The organism is Anaerococcus tetradius ATCC 35098, from assembly GCF_000159095.1.
GTDB classification, from domain to species: domain Bacteria; phylum Bacillota; class Clostridia; order Tissierellales; family Peptoniphilaceae; genus Anaerococcus; species Anaerococcus tetradius.
Genome location: NZ_GG666295.1, coordinates 340,592 through 365,235 on the forward strand (window position 1 = coordinate 340,592; position 24,644 = coordinate 365,235).

Sequence of the window (24,644 nt, forward strand, 5' to 3'; positions counted from 1 at the left end):
CAATAATCATATAGCCACATGAAGATATTTAATGGAATATCAACGTATAAATAAAAATTTATACACTATTCAGTGTTTAAAGGCAGACTAAGGCGTATAAAATCATATGTTTGTAGCTAAAAACAAAAAAGTATAATAGAAGTTATAGAGGCCGATTAAGGCCCTTTTTTATTCGAAGTATTAACATATATGAACTGTATAATTTATATTTTTAAATCTTTGCGATATAAAAACACCTATAGCTTAATAATTGCATGCATAGAAAAATACCTAGCTCTCGACATGTCTAATTTCCTCTTATTCAAACTATATATAAAGCAGTTTTTTAAGTTTTAAATTATTGTTTAGCTTAAAGTGATTTGCTAATCTTGATTAGTTAGTATTAAAAAATCCATGGATTAGTTTTCTATCCATGGAAGTTCGTTAGTTTTTTTATAGCTAATTTTTGGTAAACTTAACTAAGTTTTATTCTATAAAGCTAAAAGAGTTTAACCTATATAAGCTAAATTCTAAGTTTTCTGAGTAAAAGTCTGCTTCTTTAGAGTAGACTCTTGTGGAAAGAACATATTCTCCTTTGTTTATAAATATTTCTATAGAAGATCTGTCTGAGTATATTCTTAAACTATTTATTTTTTCCACTTTAACTTTTCTTCTTGTTCTCCCTGCGGAAGATTTGCCCATAGCAAGTTCCAGAATTCCTTTTTCATATTTTAAGCTTACATCTTTTCTTAGATGTATAGAAAAATCTTCTGATATATCTTCTGCTATCGCTTCAAAAACAAGTTCATCATAATGATTGGTTGGTAGTATTTGCAATTTTTCTTTTCTAAGCTTCTCAAGTTCCTTTATTGGATTTTGATAAATTTTACCATCTATGACTGTAAGTTGCCTAGGAATTGTCAAGCAATGTTGCCATTTGTATGCTACACTTGGATTTGTATAGCTAGCATCTGGCATACCCATCCATCCTATAAGGATTCGCCTTCCTTTAGAATCCTCAAAGCTTTGAGGAGCATAGAAATCAAAACCATAGTCTAATTCTTCGAAGTTCGCCAATTCGTATTTCTTGCTTAATAAATCAATTTTTATTGGAAAGTAGCCAGCCTGGTATATATTTTCATACTTGTATTCTTCACTTTCTAAACCTTGAGGACAAAGTATAAGAAAATCTCTATCATCTATGCTAAAAAAGTCAGGGCATTCCCACATATAGCCAAATTTACTTTGACTTTCAATTCTCATATGATAGGTAAAGTTTTCTGAATCTGTTGATTTAAAAACTAATACTAGGCCCTTATCTTCTACTGATCTTGCACCCAAGAACATATAATAAGTCCCGTCTTTTTGGTATATTTTGGGATCTCTTACATGTTTGGTCATATCGGATGGGTAGTCATCATTCGACAATATCAATTTTTTCTCATCAAAATTATATCCATCCGATATAATTTTTATTGTATTGTGTTCCCTACCCTGCCTAATATAGTCAAAATCTCCCTTGTGCTTGACATTTCCAGTATAGAAGAAATTGATTTTATTATCTTTTACAAAGGCAGATCCTGAGTAAGCTCCATCATAATCAAGCCTCGTATCAGGAAAAATGAAGGGGTCTTCTCTTTTGTAGTTTATAAAATCAGGGCTACTCACATGTCCCCACAAAACATCAGACTTTTTTTCATCTAAAGGTGAATATTGAAAGTAAATATGGTATTTACCATTGAAATAGCACAAGCCATTAGGGTCATTTAACCAGCCTGCTTGGGGATATATATGAAAGCTTTGAAGTAAAGGATCTTCTTTTACTTTTTTGCACATATCTTGAAATTTATCTTTGTTTTTCAAGTACATTTCTTCATTAAACATCTAGTCTATATCCTTACTATTTTCTATAATAAAAATCATCCGATGGTCTATCACCTTGATAGAAATTTAACTTAGCTTTTTCTAGATAATCTAAGAAAAGATTATACATTCCCACCATAGTATCACCTTCTATGTAGACATTATTCATATTTTGATATATGTTAATAGCGTCTTGATTGTTTATATCATACTTATTTATTACATCTGTTGAAATTTTTGAATCATTTTTGATTTTCGCTTGGCTTGCCTTGTAATCATCTAGGAATTTATCAAAGGCTTCTTTGTTGTCTTTAAGAAAATTTTTATTTACAAGGATTACTTCCGAAATAAAATCATCTAGTTTTCCATTGCTTTTAATTGGAAAAAAAGATAGCATATCAGAAATCCTATAAATATTATCGACACGGCCTGCTACTTTAGACAAATTCGGTTCTGAAACAATAGCTATTGCAAAATCATCTTTGTCTAGAATTTCTTTGAGTTCTTGTGAATCCTTATATCTTTCGATTTTTACACCAAATAGTTTCTTTAATATACCAAGCTTAGCATCTATCATGTTTTGGTAGCTATCTCCTAAATCTGGTATATAAATAACCTTTCCAATCAAAGCCTTAGGAGTCAATATCTCAGATTTACTGACTGCATAGAGGTTGTTAAGAAGGGTTATTGCCGAAATTTCAACAGATTGCTTACTTGAATTATAGATACTTGGAGCTAATATTGCCGGTACTAGGGCTATATCAAAATCTCCATTTTGGACTTCCGAAAAAGACTTGCAATGCTCGACATCATAAGTATCGTTATCATCCTTCATGCAATCAAGCAAGATTGCTGACGAAAAGCTTGTCGTCTTAATTCTAATTTTGTTGGATACTGGCTTAGAATACTCGGCATGGGAACCTTCTAAGGCTTCTTTTTTAGTAGCTTTCTTAAATGACGAACAAGAAGTTAAGACAAAAATCCCAAGGATAATAAAGATGATTTTTTTTATTTTAATCAACTATTTCTCTCCTATCTTCTAGTGCTCTCTCTAAAGTTAATTGGTCAAAGTACTCAAGATTAGATCCAACAGGGATACCTTGAGCAAGCTTTGTGATTTTCACATTCTTATTCGATAGAAGGCCTGTCAAAAACAGACTTGTTGTCTCCCCTTCTATTGTAGATGAAATAGCCAATATAACTTCTTTTATATCTTCTTTGTCAATTCTCTCCAGTAATTTATCGACATTTAACTTATCAGGACCTATATCATCAGAAGGCGAAATCAGCCCACCTAGGACATGGTAGCGTCCCCTGTAGGCGTGGGATTTTTCTATTGCTATAAGATTTTTCACATCTTCAACTATACACAAACATTCTTCGTTTCTAGTTATATCCTTACAAATATCACAAATGTCTTCTTCTGTTAAATTTCCACATATTTCACAAGAATGAATCCTCGATTTTACTTCTAATAAACTTTTTGCAAATTCATCAACAGAATCCTTATCCCTATCTACAATAGACATGGCTAGTCTTTCTGCACTCTTGCGACCTATGGTTGGTAATTTTTGGAACTCGTCAATTAAATTTACTAGAGATTCCGGATAAAGGGCCATTACATTAAACCAGGAATATTAATTCCACCTGTTAATCTACCCATAGTTTCTTCATTATAACTTGCTGCCTTTGCCATAGCATCGTTAATTGCAACCATTATAAGATCTTCTAACATTTCGACATCTTCTGGATCAACAACATCTGGATTAATCTTAATAGCTAAAACTTCTTTTTTGCCATTAACAGTAGCTTCTATTACTCCACCTCCAGCAGTTGAAGAGAATTCTTTTTCTTCTATCTCTGCTTGAGCCTTTTCCATTTGCTCTTGCATCTTCTTAACTTGTTTCATCATATTGTTCATATTTGGTGCACCTGGTCTAAATCCGCCTCTTGCCATAATTTTCTCCTTTTCTTACTTAATTATTAATTCTTCCTTAAATATTTCCTTCAATCTGTCTATATTTGAAGGCTCTTTATTAGTTTCTTTCTTATGATTAATCTTATTTTCTAAGTCATTAGCTCTTACTTCAATATCCTTATTATTCTTATGGTCATTTGCTAAAGAGCTAGTTTTTTTTTCTTTATTTTTTTCTATATTTGAATAATTATCAATAGAAAATACAAGGTCCTCATCTAGGATTTCATTTAATTGACTTCTAATATCTTCTGTCTTGGTTTGGATGAAAATCCCGTAAAAATCGTCCTTTAGATACAAAGTAAAGTTTCCCTTTTTGTAAATATAGTTAAAACCATCTGATTCAAACATAGCTTTTAGCATCCTACCAGCAGTCTTTATAATCATTGCTCTTATGTCATCAATAACTCTTGGGGCAAGCTCTATGGAGCTAGAAAAATCCGAGCTTTCATTATCTATAGGAGAATGCTTTTCTTCTTTAGCCGAATCATTGGATTCTATAACTTCATTTAGCTTCTCATTATTTATTATTTCATAATTTTTATCGATAGCTTTATTATCTTCATCGACTTTGTTTATATTAAACTTGCCTATTGTATCCCTAGCTTCTACGCTCTTTATTTCATCAAGATCAATCTTAGCTAACTTATCATCAACTAGCTTATTAATAATACTTACTATATCATCATCTTTACTTTCTTCCAAAGCCCTAAGTCTTGAATCTATTGATTTAATATCCTTACTCGTTATAAGTCTAACAAGCATTAGCTCTATTATCAAATCTGTATTATCAGCAGACCTTAACTTGTTAGAATAATCACTGAGTATATCAAGCATATCTAATAATCTATCTATCTCAAGCTCAGCCGCTCTTTTTTTGATAAAATCAGCTCTTTCTTCATTTTCAAAAAGCCTATCATCCCCCGTCATTTTATAAATCATTATATCCCTAAGATAAAAAGTTAGGGAGTCTAGGATATCCTTGTTGGATTTATTATTCTCCCTTAATGAAAAGACATAGGATAAGGACTCACTTTGGTTATAGGAAATAATAGAAGAAGTCAGCTTATCTATTTCAAAAAAGTCAACTACTCCCAATAAATTTTCAACTTCTGCCAAAGTAAACTTAGCTTTATCAAATGATAGAACTTGGTCGAGGATACTTAGAGCATCACGCATAGCCCCGCTTGCTTTTCTAATTATAAGATCAATAGCTTCATTTTCCATTACTATATTTTTATCTTCTAAGATTAGATTTATCTGCTCTTTAATTTTTTTTGCTTCAATTTTATTAAATTCAAAATTTTGAGCCCTGGATAAAATAGTATTTGGAATTTTATCTATTTCAGTTGTCGCAAGTATAAAAACCAGATGACTTGGTGGTTCTTCCATAATTTTAAGAAGGGCATTAAAAGCCTCCCTAGTAATCATGTGAGCCTCATCTATAATATAGACCTTATACCTTAGCTTGTTTGGTGGATAGATTACATTATCTTTCAAATTTCTAATATCATCAATCCTTCTATTGCTTGCGGCATCCATCTCAATAATATCTATTGTGGATTCTTCATCAATAGCCTTACAATTTTCACATTCAAGACATGGTGATCCATCGACAGGATGAAGGCAATTAATAGCCTTAGCAAAGATTTTGGCACAAGTAGTCTTGCCACAACCTCTTTCTCCTGCAAAAATATAAGCATGAGAAAAGTTCTTATTTTTTACTTGATTTTTAAGAACATTGACAACCCTGTCTTGACCTAAGACTTGGTCAAAAGTTTTGGGCCTGTATTGTCTATACAAAGCTTTTGCCATAATTTTTCCTTTCTATCAGATTTATTATACCATAACTAGGAACTAATAATAAGTAAAGATCATATCATAAATTTATTTGATATTTCATTTATTAAAAGTATAGTCTAATAATGTAGTAAGGAGAGCTGTCCGAGTGGTTGAAGGAGCACGATTGGAAATCGTGTATACGTAATATAAGCGTATCATGGGTTCAAATCCCATGCTCTCCGCCATGCACTAGACGGGGAGTTAGCGGTGCCTTGTAACCTGCAATCCGCTATAGCAGGGTTTAAATCCCAATTGAGGGACTAATTCTTTATCTAAGACTTATGAGAATGGTGTTGATTGTTAGGTCTTACGCAACAGGAAGCTGTGAATCATGTCAGGACGGGAACGTAGCAGCATTAAGCAGTCCTTTCTGTGTGCCGTAAGGTCACCTAACATGAGTCGGACTCATAGGACACTTCTTAAAGTCTTAGCTTCGATTTTGGGTGTGCTTACATATCAAGTCGTCAGATAATTTTTCGTCTGACGACTTTTTCTACATTAAAAATACAAATAACTATATTATAATATAATTAGATAAAGTTGAATATGATAGAATTACCTTGAGAGGTGTAAAATGATTAGTAAAAAATTTAAAGATATGTTTTATAGACCAACAGAAAATCTAATGATACCTGCTTCTGAGGTTGCAATATGTCATGAGGAAGATTCCTTGCTCCATGCCGTTCTCGTCTTATCTAATTCTGGTTATCAAATAATTCCAGTAGTAGACGATGATAATCATGTAAGAGGTTTAATTTCCATATCTTGTATAGTCACCAGCTTTGATAATCTTTCACTTTTTGATGAAGACAAACTAGCTTCTATTAAAGTTAAAGAAGTAATGAACCAAGTAGTGCCAATGTTATTTGATAATTACGATCTCGAAGATGTTCTAAGGCTTTTGATTAATAACAACTTTGTATGTATAACCTTAAAGAACGGATATTTTCTTGGTATAATTCCAAGAAAAATTGCTTTGGAAAGATTTACCCATATAGCCCATAATATAGAAAATGAATATGAGCTAAAAGAAATAGAAAAAGAATACATCTAAAAAAGGGGCTGTTGCAGAATGAATAGATCGTCCTAATATCAATAGAAGAACCTTCTAATGATGGAACGATGATTATTCATAATTTTGCAACAGCTCCTTTTCTTTACTTAATTCTAAATATCGCTGCAGAAAATCCTTTAATATTTATATTCTCTCCAATATTAACTAGGCCATTAACATTAGCTGAGCCTTTATATTCAAGACTTTCTGTATTTATTATTTCTTCTAAAGAATAATCACTTCTTATTTCGTAATCAATATCAGTAAAATTAATTATTACTAGAAGCTGTTCATCTTTATAAATTCTCTTGTATGCATAAAGACTAAACCCGCCAATATCTAGGTATTGAGTCGAGCTGTCCTTACTATTAAGAGCCTTTTCTTTCATGAAAACTTTGCTAATATCTCTAAAATATTTGTTAATATCTTTAAGATTATTCTCGTAAGAATCAAAAGCAAATTTATTATATATACTATAAGTTCTTAAATCTCCACAATCATCTCCCATAAAGAGCAATTTAGGACTTTTTAAGCTAAAGAGGAAGGTAAAGAGAACTTTCTCTTGCTCAAACTTTTTATCATCAGTATGCATCTTCATGGCAAGATTTGCTTCATTTTGATAGGAATCCACATAAGAAAAACCTAATATCCTATCTTTTCTATCATTTACTATAATATCATTAATAAAGTTCTTATAATAATCTCTTTTTATAGCTTGGTCTTTTAGCATATTAATCAGTGTCTTGCTTCTATTGTCAAAAACCATATCAAAAGATAGGTCCAAATCATAAATCCCGTTAAATGAAGCCAAAATCAAAAGATCCTTAGCCTTTAGATAGGAAATAAGATTTTCTATAAAAGCTATGTTATTCTTGTTGATTCCCCTAGTCTTATCACCCTGCCAATATAAAGAGTTTTCAACTGATGGAAGTAAGATTCCATCTAACTTATACTCATTTACCCAATAGGCAATAGCACTTTGTATATAAGATTTTGTAAAATTCTTGCTTAAATCATAGTTAATAGACCCATAATAATTATAGATAATATCCTCATAATCGTAATTGTACATACTAGATCCATCAAATCGAAGAAGACCATTTTCATCAGGATCAAATCCTCCAATGTCGACTTCTAGGAAAAGCTCTATATTATTTTTGTGAGCCTTATCTACAAACTTCTTAAAGTCAAGTCCACTTGCATACCTTTCAGAATAGGAAAATAAGTTCATGGCAGAATATCCCATGGACTTATAGTTTTGATACTCATTTACGGGCATTAACAATACAGATGTGTAATTGTTAGCGTGGCAATGCTCGATAATTGAATCGAAAATTTCATGACTCGTCTTGTCTTTATCTTTAAATAAAGTAGCAAGATGAACCTGGAGAATATTTTTATTTGTTGCTTTTTTCCTCTTTGACTTAAATTTATAATCATCATCTACAAGAACTGATGACTTTTCCTTATAATCAATCATTTTTGAATAAGGATCAATTTTTGTAAATTCCTTATCAGAATCTTTAATAATGTATTGATACTTTTGCCCTTCTTTCGCATCTTCAATACTTATAGAAAATACTCCTGTCGGATATTTCCTTATGGCTTGTCTTTGCCAATTGTTGAAATCCCCAATTATATATACTTCACTCGCCTCTTTTGCTAATAATCTAAATATATATCCCTTATCTTTCTTATGAGCTCCAAAAAACTTATAGCCATCGAAAGATAAACCTTCTAAGTAATCTCTAGTATTCATATACACTCCTTTAGCACATTATACTATTACAAGAAAAAAAAGCAGGTCTAATCACCTGCTTTGTTTGTTTCTATCATCTTGTCAGCTATTTCCATCATCATGGAATTAACTTTTTTTGACCAGTCTGGATCGGATGCATAGGAAGAACCAATTCCTTCAGCTGAAACTCCATTAAAATAAGTTCCGTTTTTATCCAGATATTCTTCCTTTAGATGTTTTGCAACTGTGTCTATTGAATCCTTTGGTCTTTTAAATTTTGTTGCCATATTGTATGGATCGTGGTCAATGGCATTGAAGCCAAACAAATTATTTTTTTCTCTAAATAATTCGCTTGTACCATTACCAGTTTCATGCTTAGCCATAGCCATAAGGAGAAGCGGATTTATTCCATACTTATCAGCTACTGCTTTAAAATCTTTACCCAAACCGGCCAAGCCTGTATCAGCTAGTCCATAATCTAGCTCTTTTGCACTAAAATTAAGATTATTGAGTAGATAAAAGTCGCTATCATTGTTGACATTATCACAGCCAATATTTAATGCTTCTTCTAGGTCCTTTTCTAGCTTATCAAACCTTCTTTTTTTCATATCTTTTAAATTGTAAGTTTCGGCATTTATCTTTTTTAAGCCATAATACATGAGATCAAGCTTATTATTAGCCGCTGCATGTGCATTATTTTTAGCAAAGCTAATAGTCAATACCATAGCAAAACTACCAGCAAATATTTTGTTGATAAATTTTCTTAATTTCATATCTCTCCCCTTACCTATTATTTAATTATATATTAAATTATAGATAATGCAAGGATAAAGCTACTTTAGAGATCTTGAACCTGGCTTAGTTGCTGGTATTTTCTTTATTTCTTCTGGAAGTTGGTCTTCATCCCATGTTTCTACATCAATTTTTGTAGCAGAAATTATAGGAAGATTATTAATTTCATCTTTATTAGACCTATTAACTATTGAAGTTAAGGCTAAGACCTCAGCTCCGCATCCCTTAATAACATCTACAGTTTCGAAGGATGATTTACCTGTTGTTATTACATCTTCTACAATTATGACCTTCATTCCTTTTTCTATATGAAAGCCCCTTCTTAGAGTCATTTGACCATTTTCTCTTTCAGTAAAAATTGCTTTTACTCCCAGGGCTCTTGCCAATTCATATGAAATAATAACTCCACCCATAGCAGGTCCAACGCATAGGTCTACTTCTATAACCTCTTCTTTAAGTTTGTCTGCTATAATTTTTGCCACCTCTTCGCAGTAAACTGGATTTTCGATGAGTTTGGCACATTGTATATATCTATTAGAGTGTTTTCCGCTAGATAGGATAAAGTGTCCTTCTAGTAGTGCATCTGATTTTTTAAGTAATTCTAATGTTTTATCCATAATATCTCCTAAATTATTCCCCTTATTTCTTCTAATGATTTAATATTTTCTTCTTGCATGAATTTTTCAAGGCCTGCTATTATATTTTCCATTGTTTTATAGTCGATGAAATTCGCAGTACCTACTTGGATAGCCCAAGCTCCTGCCATAATAAATTCTATAGCATCTTCATAGGTCATAATTCCACCCATACCAATAATTGGAAGGTCAACTGCCTTACTTACTTCATAAACCATTCTTACTGCAATTGGTTTAACAGCAGGGCCAGATAGGCCAGCTGTTTTATTTGCAAACACAGGCTTTCTTTGCCTTATATCTATTGCCATAGCATTAATAGTGTTTATAAGTGAAATTACGTCAGCTCCTTGGTCTTGGGCAATTTTTGCAAAATCGCCAATGTTTGAAACATTTGGTGAAAGTTTGACTATTAGAGGCTTTTTTGTCTTTGAACGAACCTTCTTTATAACTTGGCAAGCCTTAGATGGATCCGTTCCAAAGGCCATTCCCCCTTCTTTAACATTGGGACAAGAAATATTTAGCTCAATCATATCTGATGAGGTTGAGTCTATAATTTCCGCTCCCCTTACATAATCATCAACACTATGACCACCGAGATTGGCGATTGCAACTGTATCAAATTTTTTTAAAAAAGGAAGTTCTTCTTTTACAAAATATTCTATGCCTGGATTTTGTAGACCTATAGAATTCATTATGCCAGAAGGAGTTTCGTATATCCTTATTCCCTTATTACCCAAATTTCTATTAAGGGTTAGACCCTTGGAGCATATACCCCCAAGCTTGTTGAGGTCAATATATTCTGAAAACTCCTTGCCGAAACCAAAAGTTCCACTTGCAGCTATTACTGGGTTTTTAAAGTCTACTCCAGCAATTCTTACTTTAGTATTCATCCAAATACCTCCTTAGCATCAAAAACTGGTCCGTCCTTGCATACTCTTAGGAAGTCTCCATTGGATTTTTCTACCGTACAACCAAGACATGCTCCAATACCGCAAGCCATGTGGGCTTCCATTGATACTTCCATAGGTGTATTTGCTGCTTTATTATACAAGGCCTTTAGCATGGGATTAGGGCCACAAGCATAAATCATATCATATTCATCAGGATTTATTTCTTCTGTAATGAATTTCTTATCGTAGTAGTCACTTGTAGTAACTAATTTATTTACATGGTCTTTAAATTCATCCATATAATAAGGCTCTTTGGCAAAACCTGCATAGAAATCGCATTTAACATCAAGTTTTTTTACTAAATATAGGAGGGGAGCAATACCTATTCCCCCGCCTACTACAGCAATTTTTCCGACATCTTTTTTACTAAAGCCCTTACCTAGAGGGCCCAAAAGTTTTACTTCAGCATCCTTTTTTAGACCTGCCATTATTTCAGTTCCCTTTCCTACGACTTGATACAGAAAAGAAAGCTCTCCATCTTCTTCATCACATACACCAAAAGGTCTTGATAATAGTGGATCGTGCCTAAAAGCTTCTGACCTAAACATAAAAAACTGACCTGGCAAGGCTTTAAAGTCGCAGGCTAGTTTCATCAGATACACATTTTCTGCTATCTTCTTGTTTTCTATTATTTTTGCTTTCTTATAGGACTTCATTTGCTTTTATTTCCTCAAAGGTTTCTATTGCCTTTTTCCTTGCATAAAAACCTACCCTACAAGCTCCATCTTCAAAATTTTGCCAGTTTTTAAGAATTGCTCTTGATGAATTAACTACTCCCCCATTTAGATTTTGAAGTAATTTATATACATTCATACTATCAGCTTTTTGTGCTCCAAAGCCTGGAATTAGGAAAAACATCTTGTCATATCTATTCCTAATCTTTTCTACTTCTTCGCTGTGGGTTGCACCTACTACAAGTCCTATTGGCCCATAAGAATTTTCTCCCAAATACTTGTCGTTTAATTCTTTCATCTTATCTCCAACCTTGTAGAAAAATTCTTCACCTTCGACTGGGAGGATCTCGAAGTCCTTGGCCCCTGGATTTGAAGTTCTGAGAAGGACAAAAACTCCCTTATCTCCACTTTCTATGTATTTTTCGTAAGGAGAAATAGAATCCATACCCATATAAGGATTTAGGGTTATAAAATCCGTTTCAAAATCGCCTTCAAAGTGGGCCTTTGCATACATTTGAGCACTTGCTGCTATATCGCTTCTTTTAACGTCTCCAATTGAAAGAAGACCTCTTTGTCTTAGATAAGCCAAGGTATTTTTGTAAGCGAGCATGCCCTCAAGACCATATGATTCATAGTAGGCTATTTGAAGTTTATATATAGCACAAACATCATAAGTATTATCAATTATTTCCTTGTTATAGGCAAAAATAGCTTCAGCTATAGTCTTGTTTTCCTTAATCTTATTAGGAATATAATCCATGGAGGTATCGAGTCCTACACATACAAAACCGTTTTGTGAAACTTTTTCGTATAATCTATCTATTATCTTCATATTTTAATCTTCCTTTCTTGTAAACTCGCTTAATTCTTCCATCAAGCTTCTTATCAATCATCAAAGAGTTCTTGGACTTAGACCTGATTTCATCTTCCCTATAAATATAGGATTGGTCCAAATCAATTAGGACAAAGTCTGCTTCGTATCCCTTTTTTATCCTTCCCTTATTAAGTCCTAAAATCTCAGCAGGCCTTGTTGACATAATCCTAATCAATTGATTAAGAGATATTATCCCGCTTTCAACTAAGACTTCATAGCAGGTTGAAAAAGCTGTTTCGATTCCAATGAAACCTGGTGCCCCCTTTTCTTTTTCTTCCTTTGTGTGAGGAGCATGATCAGTTGAGATAGCATCAACATAGCCTTCTTTTATCATCTCTATAAGAAATTGCCTGTCAACTTCTTTTCTTATTGGCGGATTTACCTTCATCTCTTCTCTTTTCTTGTCAGAAAAATATAAGTGATGTGGAGTTACTTCGCAAGTGATTGGTGCGCCCAAGTCCTTAAAATACTTAATAGCTGTCATCGCTCCCTTGGTTGAAACATGGCAAAAATGTAGGGGATAGTCAAGCTTATAGGCATAATAGCAATCCCTAAGAGTCATAGCATCTTCTGCTATTTCATAATCCTTAGCAGATACTTTGGCAACTTCCTCATGAAGGGCCATCTTTACACCTAGTTCTTTTGCCTTGATTATAGCCTCATACATTATGTTATCATCATTTACCCCACGACCATCGTCAGAGATGAACTTAACGGACTTTGGCATAGTGTCTAGATGAGATAGGCTTTTACCTGCAAGATTTTCTGTAATTGTATAAACTTGCTCGATATCAATTAAGTCTAAGTCTTTTGACCTTTTTATTATATCTTCGTAGACTTCTGGAGAAGAAACTGGTGGATTGGTGTTACCCATAAGAAGGAGGGATGTATATCCCCCCTTAATAGCTGCCAAAGACCCTGTCTTTAAGTCTTCCTTATAGGTAAAACCTGGATCTCTAAAATGTACATGAAGATCTGTAAAGGCAGGAAGTACAGCTAGATTGTCGCAATCAATTATTTCAGTTTCATCATCCTTTTCAAATTCATCTACAATTATTCCATCCTCTACATAAATCGGTTTTTTTGAAATTAGCTTATCATCGAAAGCGTATAGATTTTTGAAAATTTGCTTCATTTATTCTTCCACATCGTAAATATGACCGCAATAATCACATTTATAAGTTTTTTCTTCTTCATCTATTAGGCTAAATTCACTTTCAACTGCTCTTTCACTAGTTGATACACACTTTGGATTTTGACAATGAAGTAGACCCTTTACATGTTTTGGCAATTTGAGAGCCAATTTATCCACTACCTTTTCACCTTTAATGATATTAATTGTAGCAGAAGGATCAATTATTGATACCACATCTAGGTTTATGTCGACATTGTTTGCAATTTTCAATATATCTTTTTTTCCGTGTTGGGTTGAGTTAGCATTTAATATAATAGCTACTTCATCATCTAACTGTCTAAGGTTTAGCTTATCAAATATTTCCATACCCAAACCAGCCTTGATATGATCTATTACTATTCCCTCTTTTATACTAGTTATTTCTATCATTGTTTGCCTCCAAAAGTTTTAAAATAAGTGCCATTCTTACATACATTCCAAATTTTACTTGTTTGAAATAAACTGCCCTTGGGTCTGAATCTACTTCTGTAGCAATCTCAGTTACCCTTGGTAGGGGATGAAGAACTATACAGTCTTTCTTTGCCATTTTTAGTTTTTCCTTATCAAGTAAGTATGAATCTTTAAGCCTTGTATATTGGGCTTGAGAGAAAAATCTTTCTTTTTGTATTCTTGTCATATAAAGAATATCTAGCTTATCCATTACATCATCTAGGCTTCTAACTTCCTCATAGTTGTTATTTCCATCAGCAAAAACTTCTTTTTTTACATACTCTGGAAGTTTTAGCTCATCTGGTGAGATTAAGATAAATTTATTATTTGGAAACAAGCTCATAACCTTTAGTAGAGAATGAACTGTCCTACCATACTTAAGATCGCCACAAAGTCCAATCACATGACCAGATAAGTCTTTTTTGTAATTTGATATAGTAAGAATATCAGTTAGGGTTTGAGTTGGATGTTGGTGGCCACCATCTCCTGCATTAATTATTGGACAGTCAGCAGTCTTGCTTGCAAGAAATGCAGCACCTTCTTGAGGGTGACGCATAGCAATAATATCAGCATATTGGCTAACAGTTCTTACAGTATCAGCTAGGCTTTCTCCCTTGGTTGAAGATGATACACCTGCATCAGAAAATCCTACTACAGATCCTCCAAGTCTTAGCATAGCAGATTCAAATGATAATCTAGTCCTAGTTGATGGCTCAAAAAAAAGAGTCCCTAAAATCTTTCCATCTGCACAATGGGAAAATTTATCAGGACTCTTATAAATTTCATTTCCTAGGTCAATTATCTCTAATAGGTCTTTTTTTGTCAAATCATACGAATTTAATAAATTTTTAATAGAAATCATCGTTTACTCCTTAAGTTTTTCATATTATATCACGAAATAAACGAAAGTCAAAATTTTTTTACAATTCTTCTCTAAGCTCAGTAATAGACTTATTTGTAACACTAGCCCTATCTATATCTAGGTCATCAATTATTTCATCAATCATGGATTGGTTAGTAAATTCAATTTCCATATATGGCTTTGGATAAGTTTCCTTATCCCATATATCAATATCAAATCTTTGGTTCTTGTATGTGTAGGATATTCTCTCTTTCTTACCTTGATATTCAAGCTCTATACCCATATGCTCAAGAATTTTAATCATCATAGTTACCGAATCAATATGGGTAGTATATTCGTTGTTAATCCTAACATCATCAACAGTTTTTACTTCCTTGAAGGTAAGTTCTATATCCTTGTTCTCGCCATTTGTATAAATAGTTTCCCTGATTCTTAAATAGCCATCAGAAAATTCTCCCTCTCCCTTTGGAATAAAGGTGTAGTTTGTCTGAAACTCGTGATTAATTAACTTACCACCTAGGCTTTCTAACTTCTCTTTCATCTTATCTATATCTATATCTAATACTTTTACTTCAATTTCTCTTTGCATTATATAATCCTTACTGGCATGAAATCTATATAGTCTCCTGCAACGCAAAAGACATCTATGCCTTCTATATTCCCTTCTTTTATTAATTTGTGTCCAACTCCATGAAGATGACCATAAATTAGTTTACTAACATTATAGGCCTTGCATAAGTCAAAAAACTCATTAAATGATCCATCCACATTCAAAGGTGGATAATGGAGAAGGGCTATTTTCTTAATACTCTTACTCTCTTTAAAAGAATTTTCAAGTCTGATAAGTTCCCTATTAAAAATCTTTAAATCGTGTTCGCCAAAATCTTTACTATCCTTGGCTATCCAACCACGGCTACCACATATATCGTAGCCTTCAACCTCAAAATGATTGTTTTGTAGAAAACTTATAGACCTAAAGCCCAAATCTTCAAGTTTTTTTAGGGACGACCACCAAAAATCGTGATTACCCTTCATGAGAATTTTTTTGCCCTTCATCTCATCAATTCTTCTAAGGTCATTTTTCGCCTGGTCAGTATCCATTGCCCAGGAGATATCACCAGGAATTAAAACCGTATCATTTTCTTCGATAATTTTTTCCCAATTAGCAAAAATTCTCTCTTGGTAATTGGCCCAACCATCACCAAATACCTCCATGGACTTCTCTCCTGTATAATCAAGATGTAAATCAGCTATTGCATATATCATACATCCTCCACATCTATATAATTAATTTTAATTTCTTCCGCATCGAATATTTCTTTTTCCCTCTCATGGCAAGAAAAATAAATAACTTGCCTTTTTGATGAAGAGTCCAAAAGGAAGAAAAGGGCATTTCTAAGCCTTTGCCTGTCATAATTGATAAAGGCATCATCATAAATCATGAAAATATCAGCAAAAACTTCTTCGTTCAAGGAAAGCTTTAGGGCAAAATTAAGTTGATCAAAAAAACCAGTAGACAACTGATCTATGGCCATATAATAGCCCTCCCTTGTCCTGATTTTCGCCCTTAATTTTTCATCAAAAACTATCGACTCATAAGCATTTTTGCTAATCTCTTTGATTATAGAGTTAATCCTATTATTAAGCCTCCTAAAATCACTAGGATTTTCTTTTACGATTTGCCTAATAATATTTTTAGATAGAGCAATAGCCTTTTTAGTTTTTTCGAGGTCCGAAAATTTCTTTTTTAGGAAATTTAATCTCTCAACTAGGTCTAGCTCGTCTTTTATTTTATCTTCTATCCTCAATAAGTCCTTCTCTTGACTAGCTATTTCCTTATTTAAACTAGATATTTCTTCTAGCATCCTATCTAGGTCTTCTTCAGATTTTACTATATCAAAATCATCTAAATCAAGGTCGAAATTTGTAAGGCTAGAATCCTTTATATCTTGCTTTTCTAAAATCTTAATTACTTCTTCAACCTTATCTTTTTCTTGCCTTAGGCTTTTATATCTTAAAAATCTTGCCCTTGTCTTATTATACTTATCATATAAATCTTCTCCATTATTAACGGACTTATCTTTGCTAAGCAGAATAAAATAAGTAAATACCAAGGCCATAGCTAGGATATAAAAATACTTATTTACAAAAAATCCAAGACCTAGACAAATCATTATAAGAGAAAAAAATTCCCATTTATTAGTAAAATAGCTTTTATTCTTGGCTTGTTTTGCTTCGTTTTCTAAATTCTCTAGATATTTTTCATCAAGTCCATAGACATCCTGGTAGTCAGAAATTTTTGTATTAATATCATATAAGTGTTGAGTCCACTTGCTATAGTCCCTATAATTTTCACTGGCCCTATTATTTTTATAGGCATCGCAGGCTTTTTTTAGTTTATCATATCTTAATTTGCAATTAGTAAGCTCATCTTTATTTTTATTTAATTTCTCAAAGTCAGACCTATATGTTTTTTTTAGTCCGCTTATTTCATAAAGTTTATTTTCTAACTCTTCTATTTCCAGTCTTGTCTTGTAGAAAACTTTCGTGTAGGCCCTATCGCTACCAATCTTATTTTCTCTATCATCTAATATTTCTAAAGCCTTATTGGCAGAGAAGTTATAATCAATATCCTCATTAACTAGTCTTTCCAAAAGATTTTCCCTAGCCTTGGGGTCATCTTTTTGACTTTGAAAGCTTGAAAGGTAATTCTTGTAGAGTGAATAGTTTATCCCTAATAAGTATTCTCCAGGAAAATTTATGTTAGATTTTTTTCCTTGAATTTCTTTATTGGTAGAAAGATCTATCATCGTATAAGACCCATCTTCAAAATTCCTAGTAACTTTTATATCTCTTCCGTCTTTGGAAAAAATCCCATATCCAGCATACTTATAAGATAATTTTGGCTTGTATATTTCTTTTTTCTTGGAAAAACTCTTTCTATTTTTCCCTTCATCAAAACCATAAAGGAGACCCTCAATGAAGGCAGTAATAGTAGACTTGCCTGACTCATTTTTCCCATAAAAGAGATTAAAATCTCGATCAAAAATTATTTTCTTATCTTCAAATTTCCCGAAGGATAATAGATAAAGTTCTTTGATAAAAATTTCAGTCATCCTTACTCCTCAAAATAGCATCTATACCAAGCTTCCTTGCCAAATTTTCTATTTCACCATCACTATTGCTAAACTTGTCAATATACATAGATAGGAGTGAATTAGGGTATAGTTTGACTATATCAGCAAAACTCAAATCATCCCTTATACTTAGCTCTTTGTAGTAGGCATCTAAATTTTTTTCTATATATTTATCATCCAATGCTCTTTCAGCCGTAATTCTAAGTCTAAGTATATTAGTCTTATCAGGATTAAGTTTATTATTGACAAAAGTTAGCAGGTCATTTTCATTTGCGAAATCTTCATAATTAAGCTTAAAATCATAAAATTTTAGGATAGAAGAGTCCACAAAGTCTACTTTAGAATCTTCATAATATATATAACCATAATCGTAAATATCAGAAAAATCATGCGGTTCAAGACTTCCTGGATAATAAATATTGGAATTTTTCGCTCTCTTGTGGATATGGCCCATAGCAACATAGTCAAAGGCTGTTTTTTTAATAAGTTTAGAATCTAAGTTAAAGTAGGATGAAGCTTTTCTATCCAGATCTCCATGAATTAAGAGTATATTGAAATAATTACTATCAAGCTTAATATTTAAGTCGATTTTTTTAGAAAAAGACCTATCATCATAGGAAATACCATAAACTCTTAAATCGTTTTTTTCAAACATTTCTAAGGCATCCGACCCAAATACATGAAAATTTAAGGGAGAATTTCTCAAAAATATCTTGCTATAATTATCAATATAATCATGATTGCCTGCTACATAGTAGATATCTTTAGAAAAATCTTCAAAGATTTCAAAGAGTCTTTTGAAGTCCTTAGCTGTAAAATACGATCTCTCAAACAAATCTCCTGCAATTAAAGCAAAGTCTACATCCTTGTTGGCTGATAAAATATTAGTAAGGCTCTTCCATGAAGCTTCTCTTATGGTTTTTGAGAGTTTATTGTCAAAATTAAAAGAATCGGCCAAATGAGCATCCGCCAGATGGATGAATTTCATATTTTATTTACACTTTCTATAAGTTTTTTCCCATTTTCAATTTTGTAGATAGTAAGTGAACCATTATCTATCCAAAAATTGGACCAGTTATTTAAATCACTTAAAATCCAAAAGAGTGTTGATCTAATTGCTATACCATGAGAGATACAAAGGATTGTTTCTTCATCAGCTTTGGACATCTCGTCAAGGAAATTAGAGGTTCTTCTTATGACATCCTTTCTTGATTCGCCATTTGGATATTTCATTGAAAAATAATCATTTTTTTCTCTTTTGAAAAATTCCTTTTCACTTTCCCTAACTTCATCAATTCCCCTACCTCTAAAGTCTCCAAAGTTCATCTCATTTATTCTAGAATCAATTACATAATCATCATAGCCTAAAATCTTTGCAGTTTCTTGGCTTCTTATTAAATTTGATGTGTAGACCTTATCAATTCTATAAGGGTCTAATAATTTTTTTGTTTTATCTAATATATAAAGACCTTCCTTGGCAAGAACAGTATCCTCCTTAGAATATCTCCAATTGATATTTGCATCAGTTAGACCATGTCTTACAAATATTATTTTCATATATACCTCGAATCAATTTTTCCAATAGAAAAGACGAGCATAACTCGACTTTTCTTTAATCTTATTTACTTATTATACTCGACTTTTCTAGCCTATTAAATACTTACCTTCAAAGCTTATATTTGAAGTTTTTATTCACCAGAGCTCATGGCCTCTGCCATGTCAATTTTCTTTAAATCCCTATGAACAAAGATTAATATAAGCAAGGAAATTACTAGAGTGATAGCCGATGAGATTACATAACTTAAAATATGTGTCCTGTAGGATATCATAATATTTTCTGGGGCAACTATTATTAAAATGTATCTAAACATAAGATAGCCGAGGAAAAATCCAACTAGTATTCCCATTAGGGTCAAAATAAATATTTCCCTGTAAATATAAGAGGTGACTTCTCTAGGATAGAAGCCTAAGACCTTGATGGTAGCAAGTTCTCTTTTTCTCTCCCCAACATTTATACTAGTAATATTGTATAAAACAACAATTGCTAGGGCTGAGGATATGAGAGTTATTACAAGAATAACAAGCATTAGGTTATCAAGTAGGGCATCTATGGATTCATAGACGCCAGTTTTATTAACTACTGCATTTACTGCCTTATTCTTATCTAGCTTGTCTTTAATCTCAAGTGGATCTCCCTTAATCAAATTAGAATTAAAGCTAGGAAGTTTTCCTATATTTTTCTCGTAATAATCTTTCGATATATAAATATAATCATTTACATAATTTTCATTTATTGCAGAAATTTTTAGGTCTAGATCCTTATCATCAATGTTTACTTTTATAGTATCTGAAACTTTAAGCCCTAATTTCCTAGCTATATTTTCTGTAATTATAACTTGATTATCTGCTAGATTAAGCTTTTTCCTCTTCAAATCTCTTAAACTTACAAAATCGGATAATTTTTTGTCATTTTCTGGGATGATTATGGAAAGCTTCAAATCTTTTCCATCACTTTCTAGACTTGCTTCCTTGTTATAGATTGATAGATTATCATAGGCTCCAATAAGTTTCTCATAGGAGTCAAGGTCTTCTTTCTTAGCCTTGGTGTTAATCATAGAAACTGCTTGATAGTGGAGAATCTCCTTTTGTTGGATAGCTGATGTATCTTTTATAGCATCCATCATAGCAAAGCCAAAGAATAGTAGGGCTGTACAGCCACCTACACCAAAGACTGTCATAAACATCCTAGACTTATATCTAAATAAGTTCCTGGCTGTTATTTTTCTCATAAAGCTAAGTCGCTTCCACAAGAATTTGATTCTTTCCAAGAATATCTTAGTTCCGGATTCTGGAGCCTTGGCCTTTAGTAAATTTGCTGGCACTTCTTTTACAGTTTCCTTAGAGCTTATAAAAATCGTAAGGGCTATTAAGAAAGTTGAGACACTAACAGCTATTATTATAGCAAATAGACTATTTACTACGTCCATAGCTAGGACTTTAAAGCCTGTAGAATAGGCATCAAAGATAACCTTGACTATTACAAATCTTCCCAAAATTGCCCCTAGTAAAGAAGCAAATATGGTTGGGATTATACCATATATATAAAATCTTTTAGCTATGTCTTTGTTGCTATAACCCAAAGATTTGAAACAGCCATTTATCATCCTTTGCTCTGCTATATATCTTTTCATAGTTGTAAGGGTTACTAGCATTGCCACTAGATAGAAGAAGGCTGGAAATACTTTAGATAGCCTATCCATATTAAGAGAGTTTTGATAATAAGTATTTATTCCCCTATTATCAAAAATGCTCTCTATTTTATACTCAGGATCTTGTAAGCTTAGGAGGGCTTGTTTCGAATCACCTATATCTTTTTTCGCCTTGCTAATGTCCTTATCAGCCTTTGCCTTTTCTTCTTCAAACTTCTTTTTTCCTTCTCGGTAGTCTTTTTCGCCCTTTAGGAGCTTTTGATAGGCATCGCTTAGTTTTCTTTCACCTTCAATTTTATTTTCCCTAAGGTGAACTTGGCCTTTTTCATAGGCTTTTTGACCATCGCTAAGCTCTTTTTCGCTTGTTATTATCTTATTTTTTGCCTTATCTAGTTCAAGCTTGCCATATTCTTTTTTTTGATTAAATTCAGCATAGGCCTTATCAATTTGCTTCTTAGCCTTTTTGAGTTCATCCTCTTTCTGTCTTACTCCACCCAACTTTTGATCGAGCTCGTATTTGCTCGCTTGATATTTACTAGCTAAATCTTTTTTATCAGATTCATAGATTGCCCTATTAATAAATAGAGCCTCTTCTCTTTGCTTAATTTCTTCTTTTAGACTTAGGATTTGTCCTTCAATATTTGGATTAGCTTTTTTATCACTTTTATTAAGCTCATCCAGGTCTTGTTTTTTAGTCTTTATATAATTTTTTTCAATTATAAGACTAGCTTCTGCTTCTTTTAATTGATTAAAGGATGCTTCATACATCTTATTAAGATTATCATAGGCTTTATCCATTTCTTTTTTTGGCCCATCTATTTGAGCAAAGCCTAAATTAAGCTCTTTTTGCTTCTTATCAAGTTCTTTTTGACCATTAGCTATATCTTTATTATATTTATCAAGATTGGCTCGATATTCTTCCTTACCAGCCTTAACTTTACTTTTGCCATCAACAAGTTTTGCATGAGCCTTTGCTAGGTCATCATTAGCTTTTTTTATCTTCTTATTGAAATCTTCTTTGTTTTTTTCGTATTTGACAAAACCAGCATCTAAATCTTTTTTACTTTCAATAAGTTTCTTCTCGTTATTACTTATATCTCTTTCTGCCTTATTTAGGTCATCTTGAGCATCAGAAATTTCCTTATTGGCATCTCTTTTTATGTTTCTTAATACTTCTTCTGGCCTATTTTTCATCAAGTATTCCAGGTCACCTTTTTTGCTCTTGATACTTTTTATGTAGGCCTTACTAGTTTTATCCATTCCCTCCAAATCACTAAAGACAATATTTGCTTCATTGTATTTATCAGCTTTAAAATTTTCGGAAAGGACATAGGCGTAGCCATTAATTTCGCTTTTGCCTAGGGGTGAGATTTCCTTCATATCTTCCAAAAAATAATCAGAAGATTTATAAAAACCTACAAGCTTATATTTAAGCCTAGCCATCTCATTATTTTTTTTCTGATCATTATTTATATAAGAAAAGCTAATCTCATCACCGATTTTGTACTTATCCTTTAATTTTTCTTCAAGCACAATTTCATCAGGCTTCTTAATCATTCTTCCAGAAGATATTACTGCTTTAGGAATTTGGCGGTCATATTCTTTAACTCTTATTAGCATATCTCTATCTATAAGATCAGTCGCCTTTATGAAATCTATTTTTGAAATATTATCTTGATTTTCTATTATAGTCTTATCCTCAAAATCAAGGCCATAGCTAGAATTTACAATAAGGTCTGGGTGTTGGTAGATTCTTAGACTATTATCTAGGCTCTTTCTCATTGAAGGCCCAGATAGAAGCAGACCCACTACAACAAGGCTTGCAAGAGCGACCATGACCATTATTGATATAAGTTTACCCTTGGTTTTTTTCATATCAGCAATAATGCTTTTTAAATATGCCTTGTTCATATTACCACTCTAACTTTTCTACAGAAAGGGGATTTTCATTAATAAAATCTTTGTAGATTCTCCCATCCCTTATTTCTATTACTTGATCTGCCATGGCTTTGATTAAAGAGTTGTGGGTTATTATTACAACAGTTGCTCCCATTTTTCTAGAAGCGTCTTGTAAAAGCTTTAAGATGTGCTTACCTGTTTCATAGTCAAGGGCTCCTGTTGGTTCATCACATAATAAGAGTTTCGGATTTTTAGCTAGTGCTCTTGCTATGGCAACTCTTTGTTGTTCACCACCTGATAGTTGAGATGGGAAATTTGCTAATCTATGAGAAAGACCAACTTCTCCTAAAATAGTTTCTGGGTCTAGTGGATTATCAGAAATTTCTGATGCCATTTCTACATTTTCTAGAGCTGTTAGGTTTGGTATGAGATTGTAATGTTGAAAGACGAAACCTACATCATTTCTCCTATATTCAGTAAGTTCTCTATCATTTAATGAAGTCAGATTTTTTCCATCTATTAAAATCTCACCCCTAGTTGCTGAATCCATTCCTCCCAAGAGGTTAAGTAGGGTGGTTTTGCCTGCACCACTTGCTCCAACAATTATTAGGAGTTTGCCCTTATCAAGGGAGAAGTTGATATTGTCATTAGCGATTATTTTACTATCTCCGGATTTGAATTCTTTAGTTAAATTTTTTAATTGTATGTAGGACATAATTTCCATCCTTTTGTAATTTTTTTATAAATCTATCACAAATTATAAAACCTATCCCTTACTTCTTTAATTTTTCCACAAGTCATTTTTCCTTCTGGACAGGCAGCACCAATACAAGATGGGCCTGCCTTTAAGAAAAGATTTGGATATATTTGCTTAACTAGTTTGACCATTTGATCAGAAAGTTCCCTTATCTCCCACTGGGCTCTTAGGCAAGAACGCATATTAAAGAAATGTAGGAGATTTCTAGCATTCATCGTAAATACTATTTTAGTCTCACAAGCATTTGGAAAAACATAGCGGGCATCCTCAATGGCTTTCTTTTCTGCCGTCCTTTTTGCTTTCTTTTCATCCATTCCTTCTTTTATTAACTCCTTGTAGGATTTTTCAAAAAGGATATCAGTCAAAGTATCGTAGGCTTTTTGTGAATCTTCCATTTGTTTTATGAAAATATCCCTAGCCTTCTCATTCTTGTCTATTTCTGGAGGAATTATATACTCAAATTGATCTAACTTTACATATCTTTGAGACTGTTGAGAGTAGGATGCAAGTCTGTGACGGACTAATTGATGGGTCAATACTCTCGATACTCCTTCGGCAGCAAAGGTGAAAGAAACATGCTCAATCGGTGAGAGATGGCCAAGATCTGAAAGCATCTTTACATATTTAGCTATAGATACTTGATCTTGTTTTTCTGATATTTCATCGACTCCAACTGGAGAGTAGCAAAGCTTGCCTGCTTGAGCTATAGTCAGCTCTGCATCAGCTGTATAATTTAATAGTTTTACTTTTAATTTACTTTGATTTGTCATATATGGGCTA

The 24,644-nt window shown here is 32.7% G+C and carries 23 protein-coding genes, 1 tRNA gene and 1 other RNA gene; 3 read left to right on the forward strand and 22 right to left on the reverse strand.

Translation table 11 applies throughout. The features are described 5' to 3' along the window. Positions 1-465: 465 nt before the first annotated feature. The 5 genes from HMPREF0077_RS01750 to dnaX are packed head-to-tail and all read right to left on the reverse strand — an operon-like array spanning position 466 to position 5,632. Positions 466-1,863 (reverse strand): glycoside hydrolase family 32 protein, encoded by a 1,398-nt coding sequence (locus tag HMPREF0077_RS01750; RefSeq protein ID WP_004836154.1) that lies wholly within the window; start codon positions 1,861-1,863, stop codon positions 466-468. Positions 1,864-1,879: 16 nt separating this feature from the next. After that, positions 1,880-2,863 (reverse strand): substrate-binding domain-containing protein, encoded by a 984-nt coding sequence (locus HMPREF0077_RS01755; RefSeq protein WP_004836155.1) that lies wholly within the window; start codon positions 2,861-2,863, stop codon positions 1,880-1,882. Continuing rightward, complete coding sequence (gene recR / locus HMPREF0077_RS01760) at positions 2,856-3,461, reverse strand: recombination mediator RecR (protein WP_004836156.1); 606 nt, start codon at positions 3,459-3,461, stop codon at positions 2,856-2,858. Before recR ends, HMPREF0077_RS01755 begins: the two co-directional genes overlap by 8 nt. Next, on the reverse strand, positions 3,461-3,799 hold the full coding sequence (locus HMPREF0077_RS01765) for a YbaB/EbfC family nucleoid-associated protein (protein ID WP_004836157.1): 339 nt from the start codon (positions 3,797-3,799) through the stop codon (positions 3,461-3,463). The genes recR and HMPREF0077_RS01765 overlap by 1 nt, the downstream gene beginning before the upstream one ends. 15 nt (positions 3,800-3,814) lie before the next feature. Then, entirely contained in the window at positions 3,815-5,632 is a 1,818-nt protein-coding gene (gene dnaX / locus HMPREF0077_RS01770; protein WP_004836158.1) for a DNA polymerase III subunit gamma/tau, read from the reverse strand. A gap of 119 nt (positions 5,633-5,751) precedes the next feature. Here dnaX and HMPREF0077_RS01775 point away from each other — a divergent pair. From HMPREF0077_RS01775 to cbpB, 3 genes are all read left to right on the forward strand, one after another. Next, positions 5,752-5,844 (forward strand) — tRNA-Ser (locus HMPREF0077_RS01775). Continuing rightward, positions 5,844-6,110, forward strand: an RNA gene (gene ffs / locus HMPREF0077_RS10425) — signal recognition particle sRNA large type. Before HMPREF0077_RS01775 ends, ffs begins: the two co-directional genes overlap by 1 nt. Before the next feature lie 123 nt (positions 6,111-6,233). Then, positions 6,234-6,713 carry a cyclic-di-AMP-binding protein CbpB gene (gene cbpB, locus HMPREF0077_RS01780; RefSeq protein ID WP_004836160.1) on the forward strand — a complete coding sequence of 160 codons (480 nt, stop codon included), beginning with the start codon at positions 6,234-6,236 and terminating at the stop codon, positions 6,711-6,713. A gap of 103 nt (positions 6,714-6,816) precedes the next feature. Here cbpB and HMPREF0077_RS01785 read toward each other — a convergent pair whose 3' ends face one another. From HMPREF0077_RS01785 to thyX, 17 genes are all read right to left on the reverse strand, one after another. After that, positions 6,817-8,472, reverse strand: coding sequence for a glycogen-branching protein (locus tag HMPREF0077_RS01785; protein ID WP_004836161.1), 1,656 nt, complete (start codon positions 8,470-8,472; stop codon positions 6,817-6,819). 47 nt (positions 8,473-8,519) lie between these two features. Further along, entirely contained in the window at positions 8,520-9,224 is a 705-nt protein-coding gene (locus HMPREF0077_RS01790; protein WP_004836162.1) for a glucosaminidase domain-containing protein, read from the reverse strand. 60 nt (positions 9,225-9,284) lie between these two features. Then, complete coding sequence (gene pyrE, locus HMPREF0077_RS01795; protein WP_004836163.1) at positions 9,285-9,860, reverse strand: orotate phosphoribosyltransferase; 576 nt, start codon at positions 9,858-9,860, stop codon at positions 9,285-9,287. An 8-nt stretch (positions 9,861-9,868) separates the two neighbouring features. Continuing rightward, on the reverse strand, positions 9,869-10,768 hold the full coding sequence (locus HMPREF0077_RS01800) for a dihydroorotate dehydrogenase (protein ID WP_004836164.1): 900 nt from the start codon (positions 10,766-10,768) through the stop codon (positions 9,869-9,871). After that, positions 10,765-11,484, reverse strand: a complete 720-nt coding sequence (locus HMPREF0077_RS01805) for a dihydroorotate dehydrogenase electron transfer subunit (protein ID WP_004836165.1) — start codon at positions 11,482-11,484, stop codon at positions 10,765-10,767. Before HMPREF0077_RS01805 ends, HMPREF0077_RS01800 begins: the two co-directional genes overlap by 4 nt. Then, positions 11,471-12,334: an orotidine-5'-phosphate decarboxylase gene (gene pyrF, locus HMPREF0077_RS01810; RefSeq protein WP_004836167.1), complete on the reverse strand. Its 864-nt coding sequence runs from the start codon at positions 12,332-12,334 to the stop codon at positions 11,471-11,473. Before pyrF ends, HMPREF0077_RS01805 begins: the two co-directional genes overlap by 14 nt. Continuing rightward, complete coding sequence (locus HMPREF0077_RS01815) at positions 12,318-13,511, reverse strand: dihydroorotase (RefSeq protein ID WP_004836168.1); 1,194 nt, start codon at positions 13,509-13,511, stop codon at positions 12,318-12,320. The genes pyrF and HMPREF0077_RS01815 overlap by 17 nt, the downstream gene beginning before the upstream one ends. Next, complete coding sequence (locus HMPREF0077_RS01820; protein WP_004836170.1) at positions 13,512-13,940, reverse strand: aspartate carbamoyltransferase regulatory subunit; 429 nt, start codon at positions 13,938-13,940, stop codon at positions 13,512-13,514. It abuts the gene before it with no gap. After that, positions 13,924-14,862, reverse strand: a complete 939-nt coding sequence (gene pyrB / locus HMPREF0077_RS01825; RefSeq protein ID WP_004836172.1) for an aspartate carbamoyltransferase — start codon at positions 14,860-14,862, stop codon at positions 13,924-13,926. The genes HMPREF0077_RS01820 and pyrB overlap by 17 nt, the downstream gene beginning before the upstream one ends. A gap of 58 nt (positions 14,863-14,920) precedes the next feature. Then, positions 14,921-15,451 (reverse strand): class IV adenylate cyclase, encoded by a 531-nt coding sequence (locus tag HMPREF0077_RS01830; RefSeq protein ID WP_004836174.1) that lies wholly within the window; start codon positions 15,449-15,451, stop codon positions 14,921-14,923. Next, positions 15,451-16,128 (reverse strand): metallophosphoesterase, encoded by a 678-nt coding sequence (locus tag HMPREF0077_RS01835; protein ID WP_004836175.1) that lies wholly within the window; start codon positions 16,126-16,128, stop codon positions 15,451-15,453. The genes HMPREF0077_RS01830 and HMPREF0077_RS01835 overlap by 1 nt, the downstream gene beginning before the upstream one ends. Continuing rightward, entirely contained in the window at positions 16,125-17,978 is a 1,854-nt protein-coding gene (locus HMPREF0077_RS01840; protein ID WP_004836176.1) for an ATP-binding protein, read from the reverse strand. The genes HMPREF0077_RS01835 and HMPREF0077_RS01840 overlap by 4 nt, the downstream gene beginning before the upstream one ends. Next, a complete protein-coding gene (locus HMPREF0077_RS01845; RefSeq protein WP_231723844.1) occupies positions 17,971-18,957 on the reverse strand; it encodes a metallophosphoesterase family protein in 987 nt (328 codons plus the stop codon). Before HMPREF0077_RS01845 ends, HMPREF0077_RS01840 begins: the two co-directional genes overlap by 8 nt. 26 nt (positions 18,958-18,983) lie before the next feature. Further along, positions 18,984-19,556: a histidine phosphatase family protein gene (locus HMPREF0077_RS01850; protein ID WP_004836178.1), complete on the reverse strand. Its 573-nt coding sequence runs from the start codon at positions 19,554-19,556 to the stop codon at positions 18,984-18,986. A 131-nt stretch (positions 19,557-19,687) separates the two neighbouring features. After that, a complete protein-coding gene (locus HMPREF0077_RS01855; protein WP_004836179.1) occupies positions 19,688-23,119 on the reverse strand; it encodes an ABC transporter permease in 3,432 nt (1,143 codons plus the stop codon). 1 nt (position 23,120) lies between these two features. Beyond that, positions 23,121-23,822, reverse strand: a complete 702-nt coding sequence (locus HMPREF0077_RS01860) for an ABC transporter ATP-binding protein (RefSeq protein ID WP_040349232.1) — start codon at positions 23,820-23,822, stop codon at positions 23,121-23,123. A gap of 35 nt (positions 23,823-23,857) precedes the next feature. Then, positions 23,858-24,634, reverse strand: a complete 777-nt coding sequence (gene thyX / locus HMPREF0077_RS01865) for an FAD-dependent thymidylate synthase (RefSeq protein WP_004836181.1) — start codon at positions 24,632-24,634, stop codon at positions 23,858-23,860. Between the last annotated feature and the right edge of the window lie 10 nt (positions 24,635-24,644).